Here is a 17,619-nt window from a genome sequence, read left to right as displayed (position 1 = left end):
CCTTACTTCTTCCGCTTGTGGCGGCTTAGGAGAATGAATTTGTTGGTCGACTTGTTGGTGCGGGTCTTCTTGCCCTTGGTCGGCTTGCCCCACGGAGTAACCGGGTGGCGACCGCCCGAGGTACGACCTTCACCACCGCCATGCGGATGGTCGATCGGGTTCATCGTGACACCGCGGTTGTGGGGGCGACGGCCCATCCAACGCTTGCGACCGGCCTTGCCGATCGAGGTGTTCATGTGGTCCGGGTTGGAGACCGCGCCGATCGTGCCGCGGCAACGGCCGTGCACCAGGCGCTGCTCGCCCGAGTTCAGGCGGATGATGACATAATCCTGGTCGCGACCGACGAGCTGGGCGTAGGTGCCGGCGGAACGGGCGAGCTGGCCGCCCTTCCCGATCTTGACCTCGATGTTGTGGATGATCGTGCCGACTGGCATGTTGCCGAGCGGCATGACGTTGCCCGGCTTCACGTCGACGTAGTTGCCGGCGACGATGGTGTCACCCACGGCCAGGCGCTGCGGCGCCAGGATGTAGGCCTGCTCGCCGTCCTGATACTTGATCAGTGCGATGAAGCCGGTGCGGTTCGGATCGTATTCCAGCCGCTCGACAGTCGCGGGAACGTCGATCTTCTCACGCTTGAAGTCGACGGTACGCAGCGTCCTCTTGTGACCGCCGCCGCGGAAGCGCACGGTGATGCGGCCGGTGTTGTTGCGGCCGCCGGAGGAATGCTTGCCTTCGGTGAGCGCCTTGACCGGCTTGCCCTTGTACAGCGCCGAACGATCGACCATGACCAACTGGCGCTGGCCCGGCGTCGTGGGATTGAATGTCTTCAGTGCCATCGTCGTACGACCTTACAGACCGGTGGTGACGTCGATCCGGTGGCCCTCTTCGAGGGTCACGATCGCGCGCTTGGTGTTCGACTGCGAGCCGAGATTGCCGCGGAAGACCTTGGTCTTGCCCTTGCGGACCAGCGTGTTGACGCTCTTGACCTTGACGTCAAAAAGCTTCTCGATCGCTTCCTTGATCTGCGGCTTGGTCGCCTTCGCGGCCACCTTGAACAGAACCTTGTTGTGCTCGGACGCCAGCGTCGCCTTTTCGGTGACGACCGGGGCGACGATCACGTCGTAATGGCGGGCCTCGATGTTCTTCGTCATTTGAAGCGCGCCTCCAGCGCATCGATGGCGGCCTTGGTCAGAACGAGCTTCTGACGGCGCAGGATGTCATAGACGTTGATGCCCTGGATCGGCAGCACATCCATGTTCGGGATGTTGCGGGCCGCGGCAGCAAAGCCGTTGTTGAGCTCGGCGCCGTCAATGATCAGCGCGTTGGTGAGCCCCAGGCCCGAGAAGTGACCCAGCAGCGCCTTGGTCTTGGCGGCTTCCAGCGCAGCCTTGTCGATCACCAGCAGGTCGCCGTCCTTGGCCTTCGCCGACAGCGCATGCTTGAGAGCAAGCGCGCGCACCTTCTTCGGCAGATCGGTGGCGTGCGAACGCACCACCGGGCCGAAGGCACGGCCACCGCCGCGGAACTGCGGCACGCGGGCCGAGCCGTGACGAGCACCGCCGGTGCCCTTCTGCTTGTACATCTTCTTGCCGGTGCGCCAGATCTCGGCGCGGCCCTTGGCCTTGTGGGTACCGGCCTGGCGCTTGTTAAGCTGCCACTGCACGCAACGCGCAATGATGTCCTGGCGCGGCTCGAGGCCGAAAATGGTATCGGAAAGCTGGACTGAGCCGGCTTCCTTACCTTCGAGGGTCGTGACCTTCAGTTCCATCTCACGCTCCCTCTTGCTGGGCCGCAGCCTCGGCTTCGCTGCCCGCAACCTTGAACTTGCCGGGCTTCGGAGCGTCCTTCGGCAGCGGCTTCTTGACGGCATCGCGCACGCGGATCCAGCCGCCCTTGGAGCCCGGAACGGCGCCTTCGACGAGGATCAGGCCACGCTCGACGTCGAGCTGAACGACGCGCAGGTTGAGCGTGGTGATGCGGTCAACACCCATGTGGCCGGGCATCTTCTTGTTCTTCCAGGTCTTGCCGGGGTCCTGACGGCCACCGGTCGAACCGATCGAACGATGCGAGACCGACACGCCGTGCGTGGCGCGCAGACCGCCGAAGTTCCAGCGCTTCATACCGCCGGCAAAGCCTTTACCGACCGAGGTGCCGGTAACGTCGACGAACTGGCCGACGACGAAATGATCGGCAAGAATCTCGGCGCCGACGGGGATCATCGCGTCTTGGGAGACGCGGAATTCCTCGACCTGCCGCTTCGGCTCGACCTTGGCGACCGCGAACTGGCCGCGCTCCGCCTTGGGCATGTAGACGGTCTTGCGGCTGCCAGAACCAAGCTGGAGCGCGACGTAACCGTTCTTCTCTTCAGTGCGGTGGCCTACGACCTGGCAATTGCCGAGCTTCAGCACGGTCACGGGGATATGTTCGCCGGCCTCTGTAAAGACCCGCGTCATCCCGACCTTTTGTGCGATCACTCCGGAGCGCATCGGCGTGCTTCCTGTTCTTTCTGTCCGCAAGGTGCGAACGTGATCCAAAAATCTTAGAGCTTGATCTCGACGTCGACACCGGCGGCCAGGTCGAGCTTCATCAAAGCATCGACGGTCTGCGGGGTCGGATCGACGATGTCGAGCAGGCGCTTGTGAGTGCGCATCTCGAACTGCTCGCGGCTCTTCTTGTCCACGTGCGGCGAACGGTTGACGGTGAACTTCTCGATGCGGGTGGGCAGCGGAATGGGTCCGCGGACCTGCGCACCGGTGCGCTTCGCCGTGTTCACGATCTCGCGGGTCGACGTATCGAGGATACGATGGTCGAACGCCTTGAGACGGATACGAATATTTTGGCCGTTCATTGCCGTACTTTCTCTAGTGAGTGGCGAGTAGCGAGTAGCGAATAGATTTCCCTATTCGCCACCCACCATTCCCTATTTGCTTCGTTACTCGATGATCGAGGCGACGACGCCGGCGCCGACGGTACGGCCGCCTTCGCGGATCGCGAAGCGGAGCTTCTCTTCCATCGCGATCGGCACGATCAGGTGCACTTCCATCGCGATGTTGTCGCCCGGCATCACCATCTCGGTACCTTCCGGCAGATGCACGACACCAGTCACGTCGGTGGTGCGGAAATAGAACTGCGGACGGTAGTTGGTGAAGAACGGGGTGTGGCGACCGCCCTCTTCCTTGGTGAGGATGTAAGCCTCAGCCTTGAACTTGGTGTGGGGCTTGACCGAACCCGGCTTGCACAGCACCTGGCCGCGCTCGACGTCTTCACGCTTGGTGCCGCGGAGCAGCGCACCGATGTTGTCGCCGGCCTGGCCCTGATCGAGCAGCTTGCGGAACATTTCGACGCCGGTGACGGTGGTCTTCTGGGTGGCACGGAGACCGACGATCTCGATTTCCTCGCCGACCTTGACGATGCCGCGCTCGACACGGCCGGTCACGACGGTGCCGCGGCCCGAGATCGAGAACACGTCTTCAACCGGCATCAGGAACGGCTGGTCGATCGGACGCTCCGGCTGCGGGATGTACTCGTCGACATTCTGCATCAGCTCGAGGATGGCGTCGTGGCCGAGCTTCTTGTCGGAATCTTCGAGAGCGGCGAGCGCCGAACCCTTGATGATCGGAATCTTGTCGCCCGGGAAGTCGTACTTCGAGAGCAGCTCGCGGACTTCGAGCTCGACGAGCTCGAGCAGTTCCGGATCGTCGACCATGTCGCACTTGTTGAGGAACACGACGAGCGCGGGCACGCCGACCTGGCGGGCGAGCAGGATGTGCTCGCGGGTCTGCGGCATCGGGCCGTCAGCGGCCGACACGACCAGGATCGCACCGTCCATCTGGGCGGCGCCGGTGATCATGTTCTTCACGTAGTCGGCGTGGCCGGGGCAATCGACGTGGGCGTAGTGGCGGTTCTTGGTTTCGTACTCGACGTGCGCGGTCGAGATGGTGATGCCGCGCGCCTTCTCTTCCGGCGCCTTGTCGATCTGGTCGTACGCGGTGAACGTCGCACCGCCGGCTTCGGCGAGAACCTTGGTGATCGCCGCGGTCAGCGACGTCTTGCCATGGTCGACGTGACCGATGGTACCGATGTTGCAGTGCGGCTTGTTACGTTCAAACTTAGCTTTGGCCATTTGACTCTCCGTTCAATCGTCAGTTCGTGACCGACGACAATCAGGCAAACTTCTTCTGGACTTCTGCCGACACGTTGGCCGGCGCTTCTGCGTAGTGATCGAACTGCATGGTGAAGGTTGCGCGCCCCTGGCTCATCGAGCGCAGGTTATTCACGTAACCGAACATGTTCATGAGCGGCACCATCGCGTTGATGACGTTGGCGTTGCCGCGCATGTCCTGCCCCTGGATCTGACCGCGCCGGGAATTCAGGTCGCCGATGACCGAACCGGTATAATCTTCCGGGGTCACCACTTCGACCTTCATGATCGGCTCGAGCAGGACGGACTTGCCCTTCTGCAAGGCTTCGCGGAATGCAGCGCGCGATGCGATTTCGAAGGCGAGCGCCGACGAGTCGACATCGTGATACTTGCCGTCGACAAGCTGCACCTTGACGTCGACCACGGGGAAGCCCGCGACCACGCCAGCGCCCATCACGCTGTTCAGGCCCTTTTCGACGCCGGGGATGTATTCCTTCGGCACCGCACCGCCCACGATCTTCGACTCGAACTCGTAGCCCTTGCCGGGCTCGTTCGGCTCGACGACGATCGACACTTCGGCGAACTGACCGGTACCGCCGGTCTGCTTCTTGTGGGTGTACTTGACTTCGGCCTTCTTGGTGACGCGCTCACGGAACGCAACCTGCGGCGCGCCGATGTTGGCGTCGACCTTGTAGGTGCGGCGGAGAATGTCGACCTTGATGTCGAGATGGAGTTCGCCCATGCCCTTGAGGATGGTCTGGCCGGACTCCTGGTCCGTCGACACGCGGAAGGACGGATCCTCAGCGGCGAGCTTCGCCAGCGCCACGCCCAGCTTTTCCTGGTCGGCCTTGGACTTCGGCTCGATCGCGATCTCGATGACCGGCTCGGGGAACTCCATCTTTTCCAGGATCACCTGCTTGTCGGGATCGCACAGCGTGTCACCGGTGCGCGCTTCCTTCAGGCCCGCCAGCGCGACGATGTCGCCGGCATAGGCTTCCTTGATGTCTTCGCGGTTGTTCGCATGCATCAAGAGCATGCGCCCGATGCGCTCCTTCTTCTCGCGGGTCGAGTTCACGACGCCGGTGCCGCTCTGCAGAACGCCGGAGTAGATGCGGCAGAAGGTGATGGTGCCGACGAACGGGTCGTCCATGATCTTGAATGCGAGCAGCGCGAGCGGCTCCTTGTCGTCCGCCTTGCGCACGACCTCGTTGCCGCGATCGTCGGTGCCCTTGATCGCGGGCACATCGATCGGCGACGGCAGATAGTCGACGACGGCGTCGAGCAGCGGCTGAACGCCCTTGTTCTTGAAGGCCGAGCCGCACAGCACGGGGTAGAACGCGCCGGTCAGCACCGCCTTGCGGATCAGCCGCTTCAGCGTGTCTTCGTCCGGCTCCTTGCCGTCGAGATAGGCGGCCATGGCGTCGTCATCGAGCTCGACGGCGGCTTCCACCATCTTCTCGCGGTATTCCTTGGCCTGCACGACCAGATCTTCCGGGATATCGACATAGTCGAACTTCGCGCCGAGCGATTCATCGTTCCAGATGATGCCCTGCATCTTCACGAGGTCGACGAGACCCTTGAAGTTGTTCTCGGCACCGATCGGAAGCTGGATCGCGATCGGCTTGGCGCCGAGGCGGTCGACGATGTCGGCCAGGCACTTGAAGAAGTCGGCGCCGGTCTTGTCCATCTTGTTGGCGAAGACGATGCGCGGAACCTTGTACTTGTCGCCCTGACGCCAGACGGTCTCGGTCTGGGGCTCGACACCCTGGTTCGAGTCGAGCACGCAGACGGCGCCGTCGAGCACGCGCAGCGAACGCTCGACTTCAATGGTGAAGTCGACGTGGCCGGGGGTGTCGATGATGTTCAGGCGCTTGCCGGCCCAGAACGCAGTGGTCGCAGCCGAGGTGATCGTGATGCCACGCTCCTGCTCCTGCTCCATCCAGTCCATCGTCGCGGCACCTTCGTGCACTTCGCCGATCTTGTGGCTCTTGCCGGTGTAATAGAGGATGCGCTCGGTGGTCGTGGTCTTGCCGGCATCGATATGCGCCATGATACCGAAGTTGCGGTAATTCTCTATGGCATGAACGCGAGGCATGGGCTGTTCCTTAGATTCCGTGTGTCGCCGTTACCAGCGATAGTGCGAGAAGGCGCGGTTGGCTTCCGCCATCCGGTGCACGTCTTCGCGCTTCTTGACGGCGTTGCCGCGATTGTTCGATGCATCCAGCAACTCAGCCGAGAGCCGCTCGGTCATCGTCTTCTCGTTACGATCGCGCGCAGCCGAGATCAGCCAGCGAATACCCAGCGCCTGACGGCGCACCGAACGAACTTCGACCGGGACCTGGTAGGTCGCGCCACCGACGCGGCGGGAGCGCACCTCGATCGTCGGCATGACGTTCTCGAGTGCCTGCTCGAACACGCCGAGCGGGTTCTGCTTGGTCTTGCTTTCGATGAGACCGAACGCACCGTAGACGATGCCTTCGGCGACCGACTTCTTGCCGGCGTACATCACCGAATTCATGAACTTCGTGACGATGATATTCCCGAACTTCGGATCGGGAAGAACTTCGCGCTTTTCCGCTGAGTGGCGACGAGACATTGAGCTGGTTCCCGCTTACTTCGGACGCTTCGCGCCGTACTTCGAACGACGCTGCTTACGGTTCTTGACGCCCTGGGTATCCAGAACGCCGCGGAGGATGTGGTAGCGCACGCCGGGCAAGTCCTTGACGCGGCCACCGCGGATCATGACCACCGAGTGCTCCTGAAGGTTATGACCCTCACCCGGGATGTAGCCGATCACCTCGAAGCCGTTGGTCAGGCGCACCTTGGCGACCTTACGAAGCGCCGAGTTCGGCTTCTTCGGGGTCGTGGTGTACACGCGGGTGCAAACACCACGCTTCTGCGGCGACTGCTGCAGCGCCGGCACCTTCTTGCGCGACTTCTGCACTTCACGCGGTTGAGCGATCAGCTGGTTGATCGTCGGCATCCTGGCCTTACCCTTTGTTATCGCAGCCCCTTGCGAGCCCGCTGTCTTGCCGCGGCCCGTTGCCGGGACCGCAAATTCTTTCGAGCTACCCGCCCGACGGGGCCCGCCTCACACGGAACAATCCGCACAAAGCGAAATCGCGCCAACCGCTCATCGCTGAGTGGAAAGCGCTTCGACGCCACAGAGGACCGCAGTAGTCAGGCCGGTCAGCATAAAGCCGCGGCCCGCGCACTGAGGTCATGCATCCGAATTCGGTCTCGGGAGAACGTGCTCCAGAGGCCTAAAATCGCACTGGCATTGCCTAGCTATAATCGACAGCGTTTGAGCGGCATTCGTCGAGGTTGGTGCCCGCCTCTGCGACCCTAAAAGGATCAAAGCGGGTGGCCCGTTCCGACGTTGGCGATGCTCACCGCCTGTCGTTAAGTGAGGCGCTTTCTATAAGTGAGAATCGTTCAAGTCAAGGTGAAATGACTGTCAGAAAGCGCTTATCGCGCCTGAAGAAAAAGCCTGCTCGCTCTCTTACCGCGCCTTCTCGATATGGGATCGAAGCGCCGGTTCCGCTAGCCCGAAGGCTAATTATATCCGGGAGAAATATACTTTTATAACCCGCACTAAGGGTTTTTTTCCTCTTGATGCGTCAATCTGCCCTCTTCGGCAGAGATTGGCGCCATGCGGTACAGCGATATTGCCATCATCGGCGGGGGACTTGCCGGCTCGACCGTCGCCGCGATGCTCGGGCGCGCCGGCATTTCGGCGGTGCTGATCGACCCGCATGAGACCTATCCGGCCGATTTTCGCGTCGAAAAACTCAGCGGTCAGGGGCAAGTCGAGCGATTCCAACGGACGGGAATCGCCGACTCAGTGCTGCGCCGCACGACTTACACCGGCGAAAACTGGATCGCACGCTTCGGGCATCTCCTCGACAGGGCACCGAGTCGGCAGTTCAACATCCTTTACGATTCCCTGGTTAACGCCATCCGCGACGAGATTCCCGACACCGTCGAGCGGATCTGGACCAAGGCGGTGTCGGTCGAGACCAGCCCGGAGCGGCAGCGAATCGGGCTCGCCAATGACGAGACGATCTCGGCCCGCCTGGTCGTGCTCGCCAACGGCCTGAATGTCGGCCTGCGCCACCAGCTCGGCATCACGCGAAACATCATCAGCGCCTGCCATTCGATCTCGATCGGATTCGACGTGGTCCCGGCCGGGCGGAATTCGTTCGACTTCCCGGCCCTGACCTATTTCTCGGAGCGGCCGAGCGACCGCATCCCCTACATCTCGCTGTTTCCGATCGGCACGCGGATGCGCGCCAATCTGTTCGTGTATCGCGGCTTCGACGATCCCTGGCTGCACGAACTGCGCCGCGCGCCGGCCGCAACCTTGGACGCCACCCTGCCGCGGCTGAAGCGCATCACCGGCGCCTTCGACATTCCCGGCGAGTTGAAGATCCGCCCGGTCGATCTCTATGTGAACGACGCCAGCCACCAGCCCGGCGTGGTGCTGGCGGGCGATGCCTTCGCCACCTCCTGCCCGGTCGCCGGCACCGGCTGCGACAAGGTCTTCACCGACGTCGAGCGGCTCTGCAACGTCCATATCCCGCAATGGCTGGCGTCCGACGGGATGGATGCGGACAAGATCGCCGCCTTCTACGCCGACCCGGTCAAGCGGGCCTGCGATGAATGGTCGGCGGCGAAAGCCTTCGACTTCCGCTCGGTGTCGATTGCGACGAGCCCGTACTGGACCGCGCAGCGCTGGGCGCGCTTCTTGGCGTGGTCGAGCCAGGGCTTATTGCGGCGACTGGGAGCGGCGTTCCATCTGGAGCCGAATTTCCTCGGTCACTCCTCCTCGTCGTCCTCGTCCTCATCATCCTCGTCGAGGTCGTCGTCATCATCGCTGTCATCATCGGCCTGAGCTGCCGCGCCGTGCGGCTGGTGGATCTGGTCGTTCCACAGCTTGCGATAGGTGCCGTTCTTGGCGAGCAGCTCGGCATGCGAGCCGCGCTCGATCGCCCTGCCCCCTGAAATCACGATGATCTCGTCCATCTCGACCACCGAGGTCAGACGGTGGGTCGACCAGATCATGGTGCGGCCCTTGGCGACCTTCAGCAACGTGCGGTTGATCGCAGCCTCCGTGGTCTGATCGAGCGCCGAGGTGGCTTCGTCGAGCAGCAGCACGGACGGATTGCGGATGATCGCGCGCGCGATTGCGATGCGCTGGCGCTGGCCGCCCGAGAGCGTATCGCCGCGCTCGCCGACCGGCGTGTCGTAGCGCTGCCGCAGGCTCATGATGTAGCGGTGGATCTCGGCCTTCTTGGCGGCCTCCTCCACCTCCTCGTCGGTCGCGCCTTCCTTGCCGAGCCGGATGTTCTCGCGGATCGACATGTTGAACAGCATGTTCTCCTGGAACACCACGGCCATGCTCCGGCGCAGCGAATCCAGCGTCACCTTGCGCACGTCGACACCGTCGATGGTGACACGGCCCTCGTCCGGCACATAGAGCCGCAGAATCAAATTGAGCAGCGTGCTCTTGCCGGAGCCCGAAGGACCGACGATGGCGATGCGCTTGCCGACATTGAGCTTGAGGCTGAGATTGTCCAGCACCGGCGTCTGGCCGCCCTCGTACTGGAACGTGACGTGGTCGAAGGTGATGTTGTTGGTGATGCGCGGCAAATCGGGCGCTCCGGGGCGATCGGCGCCCCGGGTGGGCTCGTCCAGCAACTCCTGGATGTGGCGGATCGCGGCGGCCGAGGAGATCGACACCGGGATGAAGTGCATCACGTGGGCGATGTTGTAGGAGACCTCCCAGAACGCGCTCTCGAAGGTGACGAAGGTGCCGATCGTGATCTGGCCCTTGGTTGCGAGATAAGCACCGATCGCGAGCACGGCGAGGTGCAACAGCAACACCGAGATGGTGACGGTCCGCTCCACCATAGTCGAAAGGAACCCAGCCGCGGCGATCCTGTTGCGGGTCTCGTCGTTGCGGAAATTGAAGAAGCCGAACATCTTGCGTTGCAGGCTGAACGCCTTGATCACGGCCTGCGCCGCCACGTTCTCCTGCACCATGCCGAGCAGCGCGCTTTCGTTGAGCTTCTGCTCGTAATTGGCCTGCACCGCCTTCGGCGTCAGGATGCGCGGGCCGATCAGCGTGATCGGAAACACCAGCAGCGCAACCAGCGCGAGCTGCCAGTTCAGAAAAAACATCAGGATGATGCCTGCGACCAACTCCAGGAACGGCAGCATGGCGCTGTTGGCAAAGGTCTTGACCGAGCCTTCGAAGGCCGAGAGATCGACCGAGAAGCGCGACAGGATCTCGCCGCGTTTGGTGCGGCCGAAATAGGCCGTCGGCAGGCCCTGGACGTGCTCGAACAGGCGCTTGCGGACGTCGGAGATGATGCAGGCGGCCAGCCGGGCGTCCCAGCGCTCGTACCAGACCGCGACGATCGAAGTGAAGATGCCGGCGGCCGCGAGCACGCCGAGGATCTTGTACAGCGCCTGGAAATCCTCCTCGCCGAGCGCGTCGTCGATCAGGAACTTCAGACTGAGCGGCATGATGACGTTGAACAGCGTCTCGACCGTAACGCCGAACGCCACATAGCCCAGGATGCGCTTGTAGTTGGACAGGAACGGCTTGACGAAGCCCAGGATGGTCGCGAGCGCGCCGGCGGCTTCGCGGGCGGTAAAGACGACGAGGTCCTCGTCATCATCGTCGTCGAGCTCAAGCTCGTCGTCGTCCTCATCTTCGTCGTCCTCGATGTCTTCGAGGTCCGGCTTGGCGCCGGAGGCGAGCTTGTCGTCGAACTCGGCCGCGTCTTCCGCGGCGAGCTTCTGTTTGTCGGGAGAGAGAGGCTTGGACGCCATGAAACCAACCGATGCTGACGGCCGGCATGACCGCAGAGAAAGCAGGGACACAGCGGAATGCCGCTACTTCCCCCGATTCTATGCGATCAGGATGAATTCGGCAAAACAATTGGCGAATTCATCCGTCCTGTGATGCTAGTCGTCGTTGTCCTCGACCTTGTCGAAGAAGGAATAGCGCAGGCTGTCGGCGTCCGCATACCACTGGCCCGGGCCCTTGTTGGCGGCGAGCGTCGCCGTCCAGAGCGCATCGGTGCAGTCCTTGCGGTGCATCGACAGATCGAAGCCGTTACCGAAGAACAGTTCGGACCATTCCCACCAGGTGCCGAGCTTCCTGACCCCGCGCAGCAGGTCATAGCGGTCGATCACGACTGATGCCATGTCCGAGGTGATCGAGCCGAACACGAGGCCGGCCTTGACCACGCGGTTCAACTCGCGGATCGCACGGACCACCTGCTTCGGGGCAACGTGGCAGAGACTGGTCTCGAACACGTAGTCGAACGCACCGTCCTTGAACGGCATGTCGGTGATCGAGCCAAGCTTGTTGTACTTCTTCAGCGCCTTCGGCGTCCTGGCGTGGATCGCGCGATTGTTCTCGATGCCCCAGGCATCGATGCCGCGAGCGCGCAGCGCGCCGACCAACTCGCCGCTTGCGGAGCCCGCGACCAGGAGCTTGGCGCCCCTCGCCTTGCCCCAGACGATGCCGATCAGCTTCGTCAGATAATCGGGATCAGTGAAGTGGCTCCACGCCTCGCTGTAGGGACCGAGGCCGCGATAGTTCTCGAAATAGTCGCTGTCGATCTTGTCGGAGATCGGTTCGCCATCCTCCTGCGCACGCTCGCGGCGCAGCCGCATCATCTCGGTCAGGATGATGTCGGTCGCGGCGTCCGAGGAATCGAGCAGGCCGTTCAGCGTGGAGTCGAACAGATAGTCGCCGACAACGACGATGCCGGGATGTTCCTTCGGCTCGGGCCGGTGATTGGTCATGACGTCGCGCACGGGCAAGCCGCCCGGAATCGCGTTCACCGACGACAGCCAGCGGTGGGTCTTGCCTTCCATGAAATGCGCTCGCGCATCGCCGAGCGAGGCCGGGAGCGATTTCAGCGCGGCGTCGATCAGCTCCTGGTCCGACAGATTGGCGAAGGCCAGCGCATCGGAGCCGGGAATCAGCCAGTTCAGGACACCGTGCTTGCCGACGTCGTGGCGCGCGCCCTCATTGTAGACGCAGCAACCGCCGAACGCTTCCGACATGAACCAGGCACCGGAAATCTTGTCGCCCCAGAACGGGGAATCGAACAGGATCGAGACGCGCAAATAGTGCGCCGGACGGTCGAAATACGAGACGTGCTTGACCATCGACTTGCGCAGCTGCTCGCCTTCCCAGCCGACAGTAGAGAGCCATGAGTGTGGCAGGCACATCAGCACGAGATCAAAGTCGCGCGTCTCCGGTCCCTTGCCGTTCATCATCTTGAGCTGATAGCGGCCGGTCGGCGCCTTGCCGACGGTGAGCACGCGGTGATTGAGCTGGATGTCGGCGCTGACCTCCGACTGGAGGCATTCGATCAGCTGCTCGTTGCCGTTCTGGATGGAGTAGAGCCCGATGTAGCCGTCGACATCCATCAGGTAGTTCTTGAGCGCGTTGAGGCCGTTGGTGTTGTGGCTTTCGGTCGCGAGATCCGAGCGCGCCATCACCTTGAAGAAGCGCTTTGCGGTCTCGTCCTCGACCTCCTCGTCGAGCACCTGCTCGGCCGTCTTGTAGGCCCAGGGGTTCTCGTTGTCGTGGGCGCCGACGCCCTCGTAATATTCGATCGGCGACATTTCGTCGGCGCAGCGCTTGCGGAACGACTCGATCGCAGCCGCAGTCTTGGCGCCGTATTTGCGGCGCATGCCGGCGACGTCATCGAGCAGCTCGCCGCCGAACTGCACCTGCTCGGCGTCCATCGGAATCGTCTGCAAGCCGAAATGCTGGATCAGCTCGCGCAGCGGATCGGGACCGGTCATCGAGTAATCGTAGATCTCGGCGACGCCGGCCTCGTACATCGCCGGCGCGGAATCGAATTTGCGCGTGACGATCTTGCCGCCGAGCCGATCGGAGGCTTCGTAGATGGTGATGCGGCAGAGGTCGCCGAGCTTACGCTTCAGGTACCAGGCGCTCATCAGCCCGCCGGGGCCGCCGCCTACGATTGCGAGATCAAGCATGTAAGGTCCGTGGTCTCCGGCCCTGCCCCCGTCACGGGACCACCGGTCTAAGTTGCCTTAGCAGAAGCGCTTTTCTGACTGAAGGAAAGATGAACAAAGGTTGATCCCGCATCGCAACAGCCAAACAAAGCAGCAAAAAGGCCGGCTTTCGCCGGCCTTTTCATTGTCCTCGGTATTCCTACGGATGAACCATCATTCCGCGGGCGGGAGCGCAGGAAGCTCCGCTTCCGGTGCGGGCGACACGACGGCCGCCTGCTTCTCGCGCTCGTCGAGGATCATCTTGTCGCGCTTCACAGCGACTTCGCGGATCTTGGCCATGGAGGCGCCGGTGCCCGCCGGGATCAGCCGGCCGACGATAACGTTCTCCTTGAGGCCTTCGAGCGGATCGACCTTGCCGTTGACCGCCGCTTCCGTGAGGACGCGGGTGGTCTCCTGGAACGAGGCCGCCGAGAAGAAGGAGCGGGTCTGGAGGCTCGCCTTGGTGATGCCGAGCAGAACCGGCGTACCCGTGGCGATCTTCTTGCCCTCTTCCTTGGCCTTCTCGTTCAGCGCGTCGAACTCGATCTTGTCGACCTGCTCGCCGGAGATCATGTCCGTGTCGCCCTGGTCGGTGACTTCCACCTTCTGGAGCATCTGACGGACAATCACCTCGATGTGCTTGTCGTTGATGAGCACGCCCTGGAGCCGGTAGACCTCCTGGATTTCGTTGACCAGGTAGGCCGCGAGCTCTTCGATGCCCTTGACCGCAAGGATGTCGTGCGGCGCCGGGTTGCCTTCCACGATGAAGTCGCCCTTTTCGACGACGTCGCCGTCCTGAAGGTGGATGTGCTTGCCCTTCGGGATCAGGTACTCGCGCGCCTCGTCGGTCTTGTCCATCGGCTCGATCGAGATGCGACGCTTGTTCTTGTAGTCGCGTCCGAACCGGATGGTGCCCGAGATTTCGGCGATGATCGCCGCATCCTTCGGACGCCGTGCCTCGAACAGTTCCGCCACCCGCGGCAGACCGCCGGTGATGTCACGCGTCTTGGCGCTTTCGGTCGAGACACGGGCGAGGATGTCGCCCGGATTGACCTTGGCTCCGACGTCGACCGACAGAATGCCGTCGACCGACAGCATGTAGCGGGCATCGCCGCCACGGGCGAGCTTGAGCACCTTGCCATCCTTGCCCTTGACCACGATGGCCGGACGCAGGTCCGCGCCACCGCGGGTCGAACGCCAGTCGATGACCACGCGCTTGGCGATACCGGTGGCCTCGTCCAGCGTTTCCGAGATCGACTGCCCTTCGACCAGATCCTCGAAGCCGATGGTGCCTTCCACTTCGGTGAGAAGCGGACGGGTGTACGGATCCCACTCGACGATGCGCTGGCCGCGCTTGACGGTGTCGCCCTCGTCCACGTGCAGACGCGCGCCGTACTGAATACGGTGCGTCGCACGCTCGGTGCCGTCGGCATCGACGATCGCGATCACCATGTTGCGGACCATCGCGACCAGGTGACCTTCGCTGTTGCGGGCGATGGCCTTGTTCCGGATCACGATCTTGCCGTCGAAATTGGCTTCGACGAAAGACTGCTCGTTGAGCTGCGCCGCACCACCGATGTGGAAGGTGCGCATGGTGAGCTGGGTGCCCGGCTCGCCGATGGACTGCGCCGCGATGACGCCGACCGCTTCGCCGTGGTTGACCGGCGTGCCGCGGGCGAGGTCGCGGCCGTAGCACATGCCGCAGATGCCGTTGACGAGTTCGCAGGTCAGCGCCGAACGGATCTTCACCTCCTGCACACCACCCTGCTGGATGGCGTCCAGATGGCTTTCTTCCATCAGCGTATCGCGCTTGATGATCACCTTGCCCGAGCTGTCACGGATGTCTTCGCAGGCCGTGCGTCCGAGGATGCGCGAGCCGAGCGAAGCGACCACGGTGCCGGCATCGACGATGGCGCGCATCTTGATGCCGAGCTTGGTGCCGCAATCGGACTGCGTGATGATGCAGTCCTGCGCGACGTCGACCAGACGACGGGTCAGGTAACCGGAGTTCGCGGTCTTCAACGCGGTGTCCGCGAGGCCCTTGCGGGCGCCGTGGGTCGAGTTGAAGTATTCGAGAACCGAGAGGCCCTCCTTGAAGTTCGAGATGATCGGCGTCTCGATGATCTCACCCGACGGCTTGGCCATCAGGCCGCGCATGCCGGCAAGCTGGCGCATCTGGGCCGGCGAACCGCGGGCACCAGAGTGAGCCATCATGTAGATCGAGTTGATGTCGGCATCGGCTCCGCCCGCCGTCTTCTTGGTGGAGGAGATCTCCTTCATCATCGCCTTGGCGATTTCTTCCGTGGCCTTCGACCAGGCGTCGACGACCTTGTTGTACTTCTCGCCATGGGTGATCAGACCGTCGTTGTACTGCTGCTCGAAATCCTTCGCCAGCGTACGGGTCGTATCGACGATCTTCCACTTGGAGTGCGGCACGACCATGTCGTCCTTGCCGAACGAGATGCCGGCCTTGAACGCATTGTAGAAGCCGAGCGCCATGATGCGGTCGCAGAAGATCACCGTCTCCTTCTGACCGCAGTGACGGTAGACCTGGTCGATGACGCCCGAGATCTCGCGCTTGGTCATCAGCTTGTTGATGATCTCGTACGAAATCCGCGGGTTCCGCGGCAGCAGGTTGCCGAGCATGACGCGGCCGGCAGTGGTCTCGATCCAGCGCTTGGAGATCTTGCCGGTCTCGTCCATGCCTTCCCACCGGTACTTGATCTTGGTGTGGAGGTGGATGACCTTCGCGTGCAGGGCGTGCTCGAGCTCGGCCATGTCGCCGAACAGCTTGCCCTCGCCAGGCAGGCCTTCGCGCATGATCGAGACGTAGTAGAGACCGAGCACGATGTCCTGCGACGGCACGATGATCGGCTGGCCGTTCGCCGGATGCAGGATGTTGTTGGTCGACATCATCAGCACACGCGCTTCCAGCTGCGCTTCGAGCGACAGCGGAACGTGCACGGCCATCTGGTCGCCGTCGAAGTCGGCGTTGAACGCGGAGCAGACCAGCGGGTGAAGCTGGATCGCCTTGCCCTCGATCAGCACCGGCTCGAACGCCTGGATGCCCAGGCGATGCAGCGTCGGCGCGCGGTTGAGCAGCACCGGATGCTCGCGGATCACCTCATCCAGGATGTCCCAGACCTCGGGCCGCTCCTTCTCGACCAGCTTCTTCGCCTGCTTGACGGTGGTGGACAGGCCCTTGGCGTCAAGCCGCGAATAGATGAACGGCTTGAACAGCTCGAGCGCCATCTTCTTCGGCAGGCCGCACTGATGCAGGCGCAGCTCGGGACCGACCACGATCACCGAACGGCCCGAATAGTCGACGCGCTTGCCGAGCAGGTTCTGGCGGAAACGGCCCTGCTTGCCCTTCAGCATGTCGGCGAGCGACTTCAGCGGGCGCTTGTTGGCACCCGTGATGACGCGGCCGCGGCGGCCGTTGTCGAACAGCGCATCGACCGCTTCCTGAAGCATGCGCTTCTCGTTGCGGATGATGATGTCAGGCGCGCGCAGCTCCATCAGCCGCTTCAAGCGGTTGTTGCGGTTGATGACGCGGCGGTAGAGGTCGTTGAGGTCCGAGGTCGCGAACCGGCCGCCGTCCAGCGGCACCAGCGGACGCAAGTCCGGCGGGATCACGGGAACGACAGTCAGGATCATCCATTCCGGCTTGTTGCCGGAGTGGCGGAACGCTTCCACGATCTTCAGGCGCTTGGCGAGCTTCTTGTGCTTGATGTCGGAGTCGGTCTCCTGCATCTCGGCGCGCAAGGTCACCTCGAGCTTCTCGAGGTCCATGCCCTTGAGCAGCTCACGGATCGCTTCGGCGCCGATCATGGCGGTGAAGGAATCCTGGCCGTACTCGTCCTGCGCCTTCAGATACTCGTCTTCCGACAGCAGCTGACGGTCCTTCAGCGCGGTGAGGCCGGGCTCCAGCACGACGTAATATTCGAAGTAGAGGATCCGCTCGAGATCCTTCAGCGTCATGTCCAGCAGCAGGCCGATGCGCGACGGCAGCGACTTCAGAAACCAGATGTGGGCGACGGGAGCCGCGAGCTCGATATGGCCCATGCGCTCGCGCCGGACGCGCGACAGCGTGACCTCGACCGAGCACTTCTCGCAGATGATGCCCTTGTACTTCATGCGCTTGTACTTGCCGCACAAGCACTCGTAGTCCTTGATCGGCCCGAAGATGCGCGCGCAGAACAGGCCGTCGCGCTCGGGCTTGAAGGTACGGTAGTTGATGGTCTCCGGCTTCTTGATCTCGCCGTAGGACCAGGACAGAATCTTCTCCGGGGACGCGATCGAGATGCGGATCTGGTCGAAGACCTGAGCCGGCGTCGTCGGGTTAAAGAGATTCATAATTTCTTGGTTCATCGTCTTCTCCTCGCGTGCCGGTCGCCTCCGGCCGCAAATTCGAAAATCACTCA

Annotated in this window: 13 protein-coding genes; 1 reads left to right on the top strand and 12 read right to left on the bottom strand. The window is 62.7% G+C overall.

Annotated elements, in window-relative coordinates:
* Nucleotides 1-2: 2 nt before the first annotated feature.
* The 9 genes from rplB to rpsL all read right to left on the bottom strand — a co-directional run bounded on the left by rplB (nucleotide 3) and on the right by rpsL (nucleotide 7,124).
* Entirely contained in the window at nucleotides 3-836 is an 834-nt protein-coding gene (rplB, locus tag YUA_RS0137775; RefSeq protein ID WP_027535293.1) for a 50S ribosomal protein L2, read from the bottom strand.
* Nucleotides 837-848: 12 nt separating this feature from the next.
* On the bottom strand, nucleotides 849-1,151 hold the full coding sequence (locus tag YUA_RS0137770) for a 50S ribosomal protein L23 (protein WP_027535292.1): 303 nt from the start codon (nucleotides 1,149-1,151) through the stop codon (nucleotides 849-851).
* The gene (gene rplD, locus YUA_RS0137765; protein ID WP_027535291.1) at nucleotides 1,148-1,768 is read right to left on the bottom strand and encodes a 50S ribosomal protein L4; all 621 of its coding nucleotides are present in this window, start codon (nucleotides 1,766-1,768) and stop codon (nucleotides 1,148-1,150) included. Before rplD ends, YUA_RS0137770 begins: the two co-directional genes overlap by 4 nt.
* 1 nt (nucleotide 1,769) lies before the next feature.
* Entirely contained in the window at nucleotides 1,770-2,486 is a 717-nt protein-coding gene (gene rplC / locus YUA_RS0137760; protein ID WP_027535290.1) for a 50S ribosomal protein L3, read from the bottom strand.
* 53 nt (nucleotides 2,487-2,539) lie between these two features.
* Complete coding sequence (gene rpsJ, locus YUA_RS0137755) at nucleotides 2,540-2,848, bottom strand: 30S ribosomal protein S10 (protein WP_002712302.1); 309 nt, start codon at nucleotides 2,846-2,848, stop codon at nucleotides 2,540-2,542.
* A gap of 84 nt (nucleotides 2,849-2,932) precedes the next feature.
* Nucleotides 2,933-4,123 (bottom strand): elongation factor Tu, encoded by a 1,191-nt coding sequence (gene tuf / locus YUA_RS0137750; protein WP_027535289.1) that lies wholly within the window; start codon nucleotides 4,121-4,123, stop codon nucleotides 2,933-2,935.
* A 40-nt stretch (nucleotides 4,124-4,163) separates the two neighbouring features.
* The gene (gene fusA / locus YUA_RS0137745) at nucleotides 4,164-6,236 is read right to left on the bottom strand and encodes an elongation factor G (protein WP_027535288.1); all 2,073 of its coding nucleotides are present in this window, start codon (nucleotides 6,234-6,236) and stop codon (nucleotides 4,164-4,166) included.
* 30 nt (nucleotides 6,237-6,266) lie between these two features.
* Nucleotides 6,267-6,737, bottom strand: a complete 471-nt coding sequence (gene rpsG, locus YUA_RS0137740) for a 30S ribosomal protein S7 (protein WP_007603009.1) — start codon at nucleotides 6,735-6,737, stop codon at nucleotides 6,267-6,269.
* A 15-nt stretch (nucleotides 6,738-6,752) separates the two neighbouring features.
* Nucleotides 6,753-7,124 (bottom strand): 30S ribosomal protein S12, encoded by a 372-nt coding sequence (gene rpsL, locus YUA_RS0137735; protein WP_007603006.1) that lies wholly within the window; start codon nucleotides 7,122-7,124, stop codon nucleotides 6,753-6,755.
* Nucleotides 7,125-7,793: 669 nt separating this feature from the next.
* On the opposite strand from rpsL, the gene YUA_RS0137730 reads away from it, so the two are divergent.
* Complete coding sequence (locus YUA_RS0137730) at nucleotides 7,794-9,035, top strand: NAD(P)/FAD-dependent oxidoreductase (protein ID WP_027535287.1); 1,242 nt, start codon at nucleotides 7,794-7,796, stop codon at nucleotides 9,033-9,035.
* Here the strand turns inward: YUA_RS0137730 and YUA_RS0137725 are convergent.
* From YUA_RS0137725 to rpoC, 3 genes are all read right to left on the bottom strand, one after another.
* On the bottom strand, nucleotides 8,960-10,981 hold the full coding sequence (locus YUA_RS0137725) for an ABC transporter ATP-binding protein (protein ID WP_027535286.1): 2,022 nt from the start codon (nucleotides 10,979-10,981) through the stop codon (nucleotides 8,960-8,962). The genes YUA_RS0137730 and YUA_RS0137725 overlap by 76 nt on opposite strands.
* A 135-nt stretch (nucleotides 10,982-11,116) precedes the next feature.
* The gene (locus tag YUA_RS0137720; protein ID WP_027535285.1) at nucleotides 11,117-13,177 is read right to left on the bottom strand and encodes an FAD-dependent oxidoreductase; all 2,061 of its coding nucleotides are present in this window, start codon (nucleotides 13,175-13,177) and stop codon (nucleotides 11,117-11,119) included.
* A gap of 192 nt (nucleotides 13,178-13,369) precedes the next feature.
* Complete coding sequence (rpoC, locus tag YUA_RS0137715) at nucleotides 13,370-17,566, bottom strand: DNA-directed RNA polymerase subunit beta' (RefSeq protein WP_027535284.1); 4,197 nt, start codon at nucleotides 17,564-17,566, stop codon at nucleotides 13,370-13,372.
* Nucleotides 17,567-17,619 lie beyond the last annotated feature (53 nt).

The organism is Bradyrhizobium sp. WSM3983, assembly GCF_000473045.1.
Classification (GTDB): domain Bacteria; phylum Pseudomonadota; class Alphaproteobacteria; order Rhizobiales; family Xanthobacteraceae; genus Bradyrhizobium.
The sequence above is the reverse complement of the archived record's forward strand: the minus strand, read 5'-3'. Positions and strand labels throughout refer to the sequence as shown.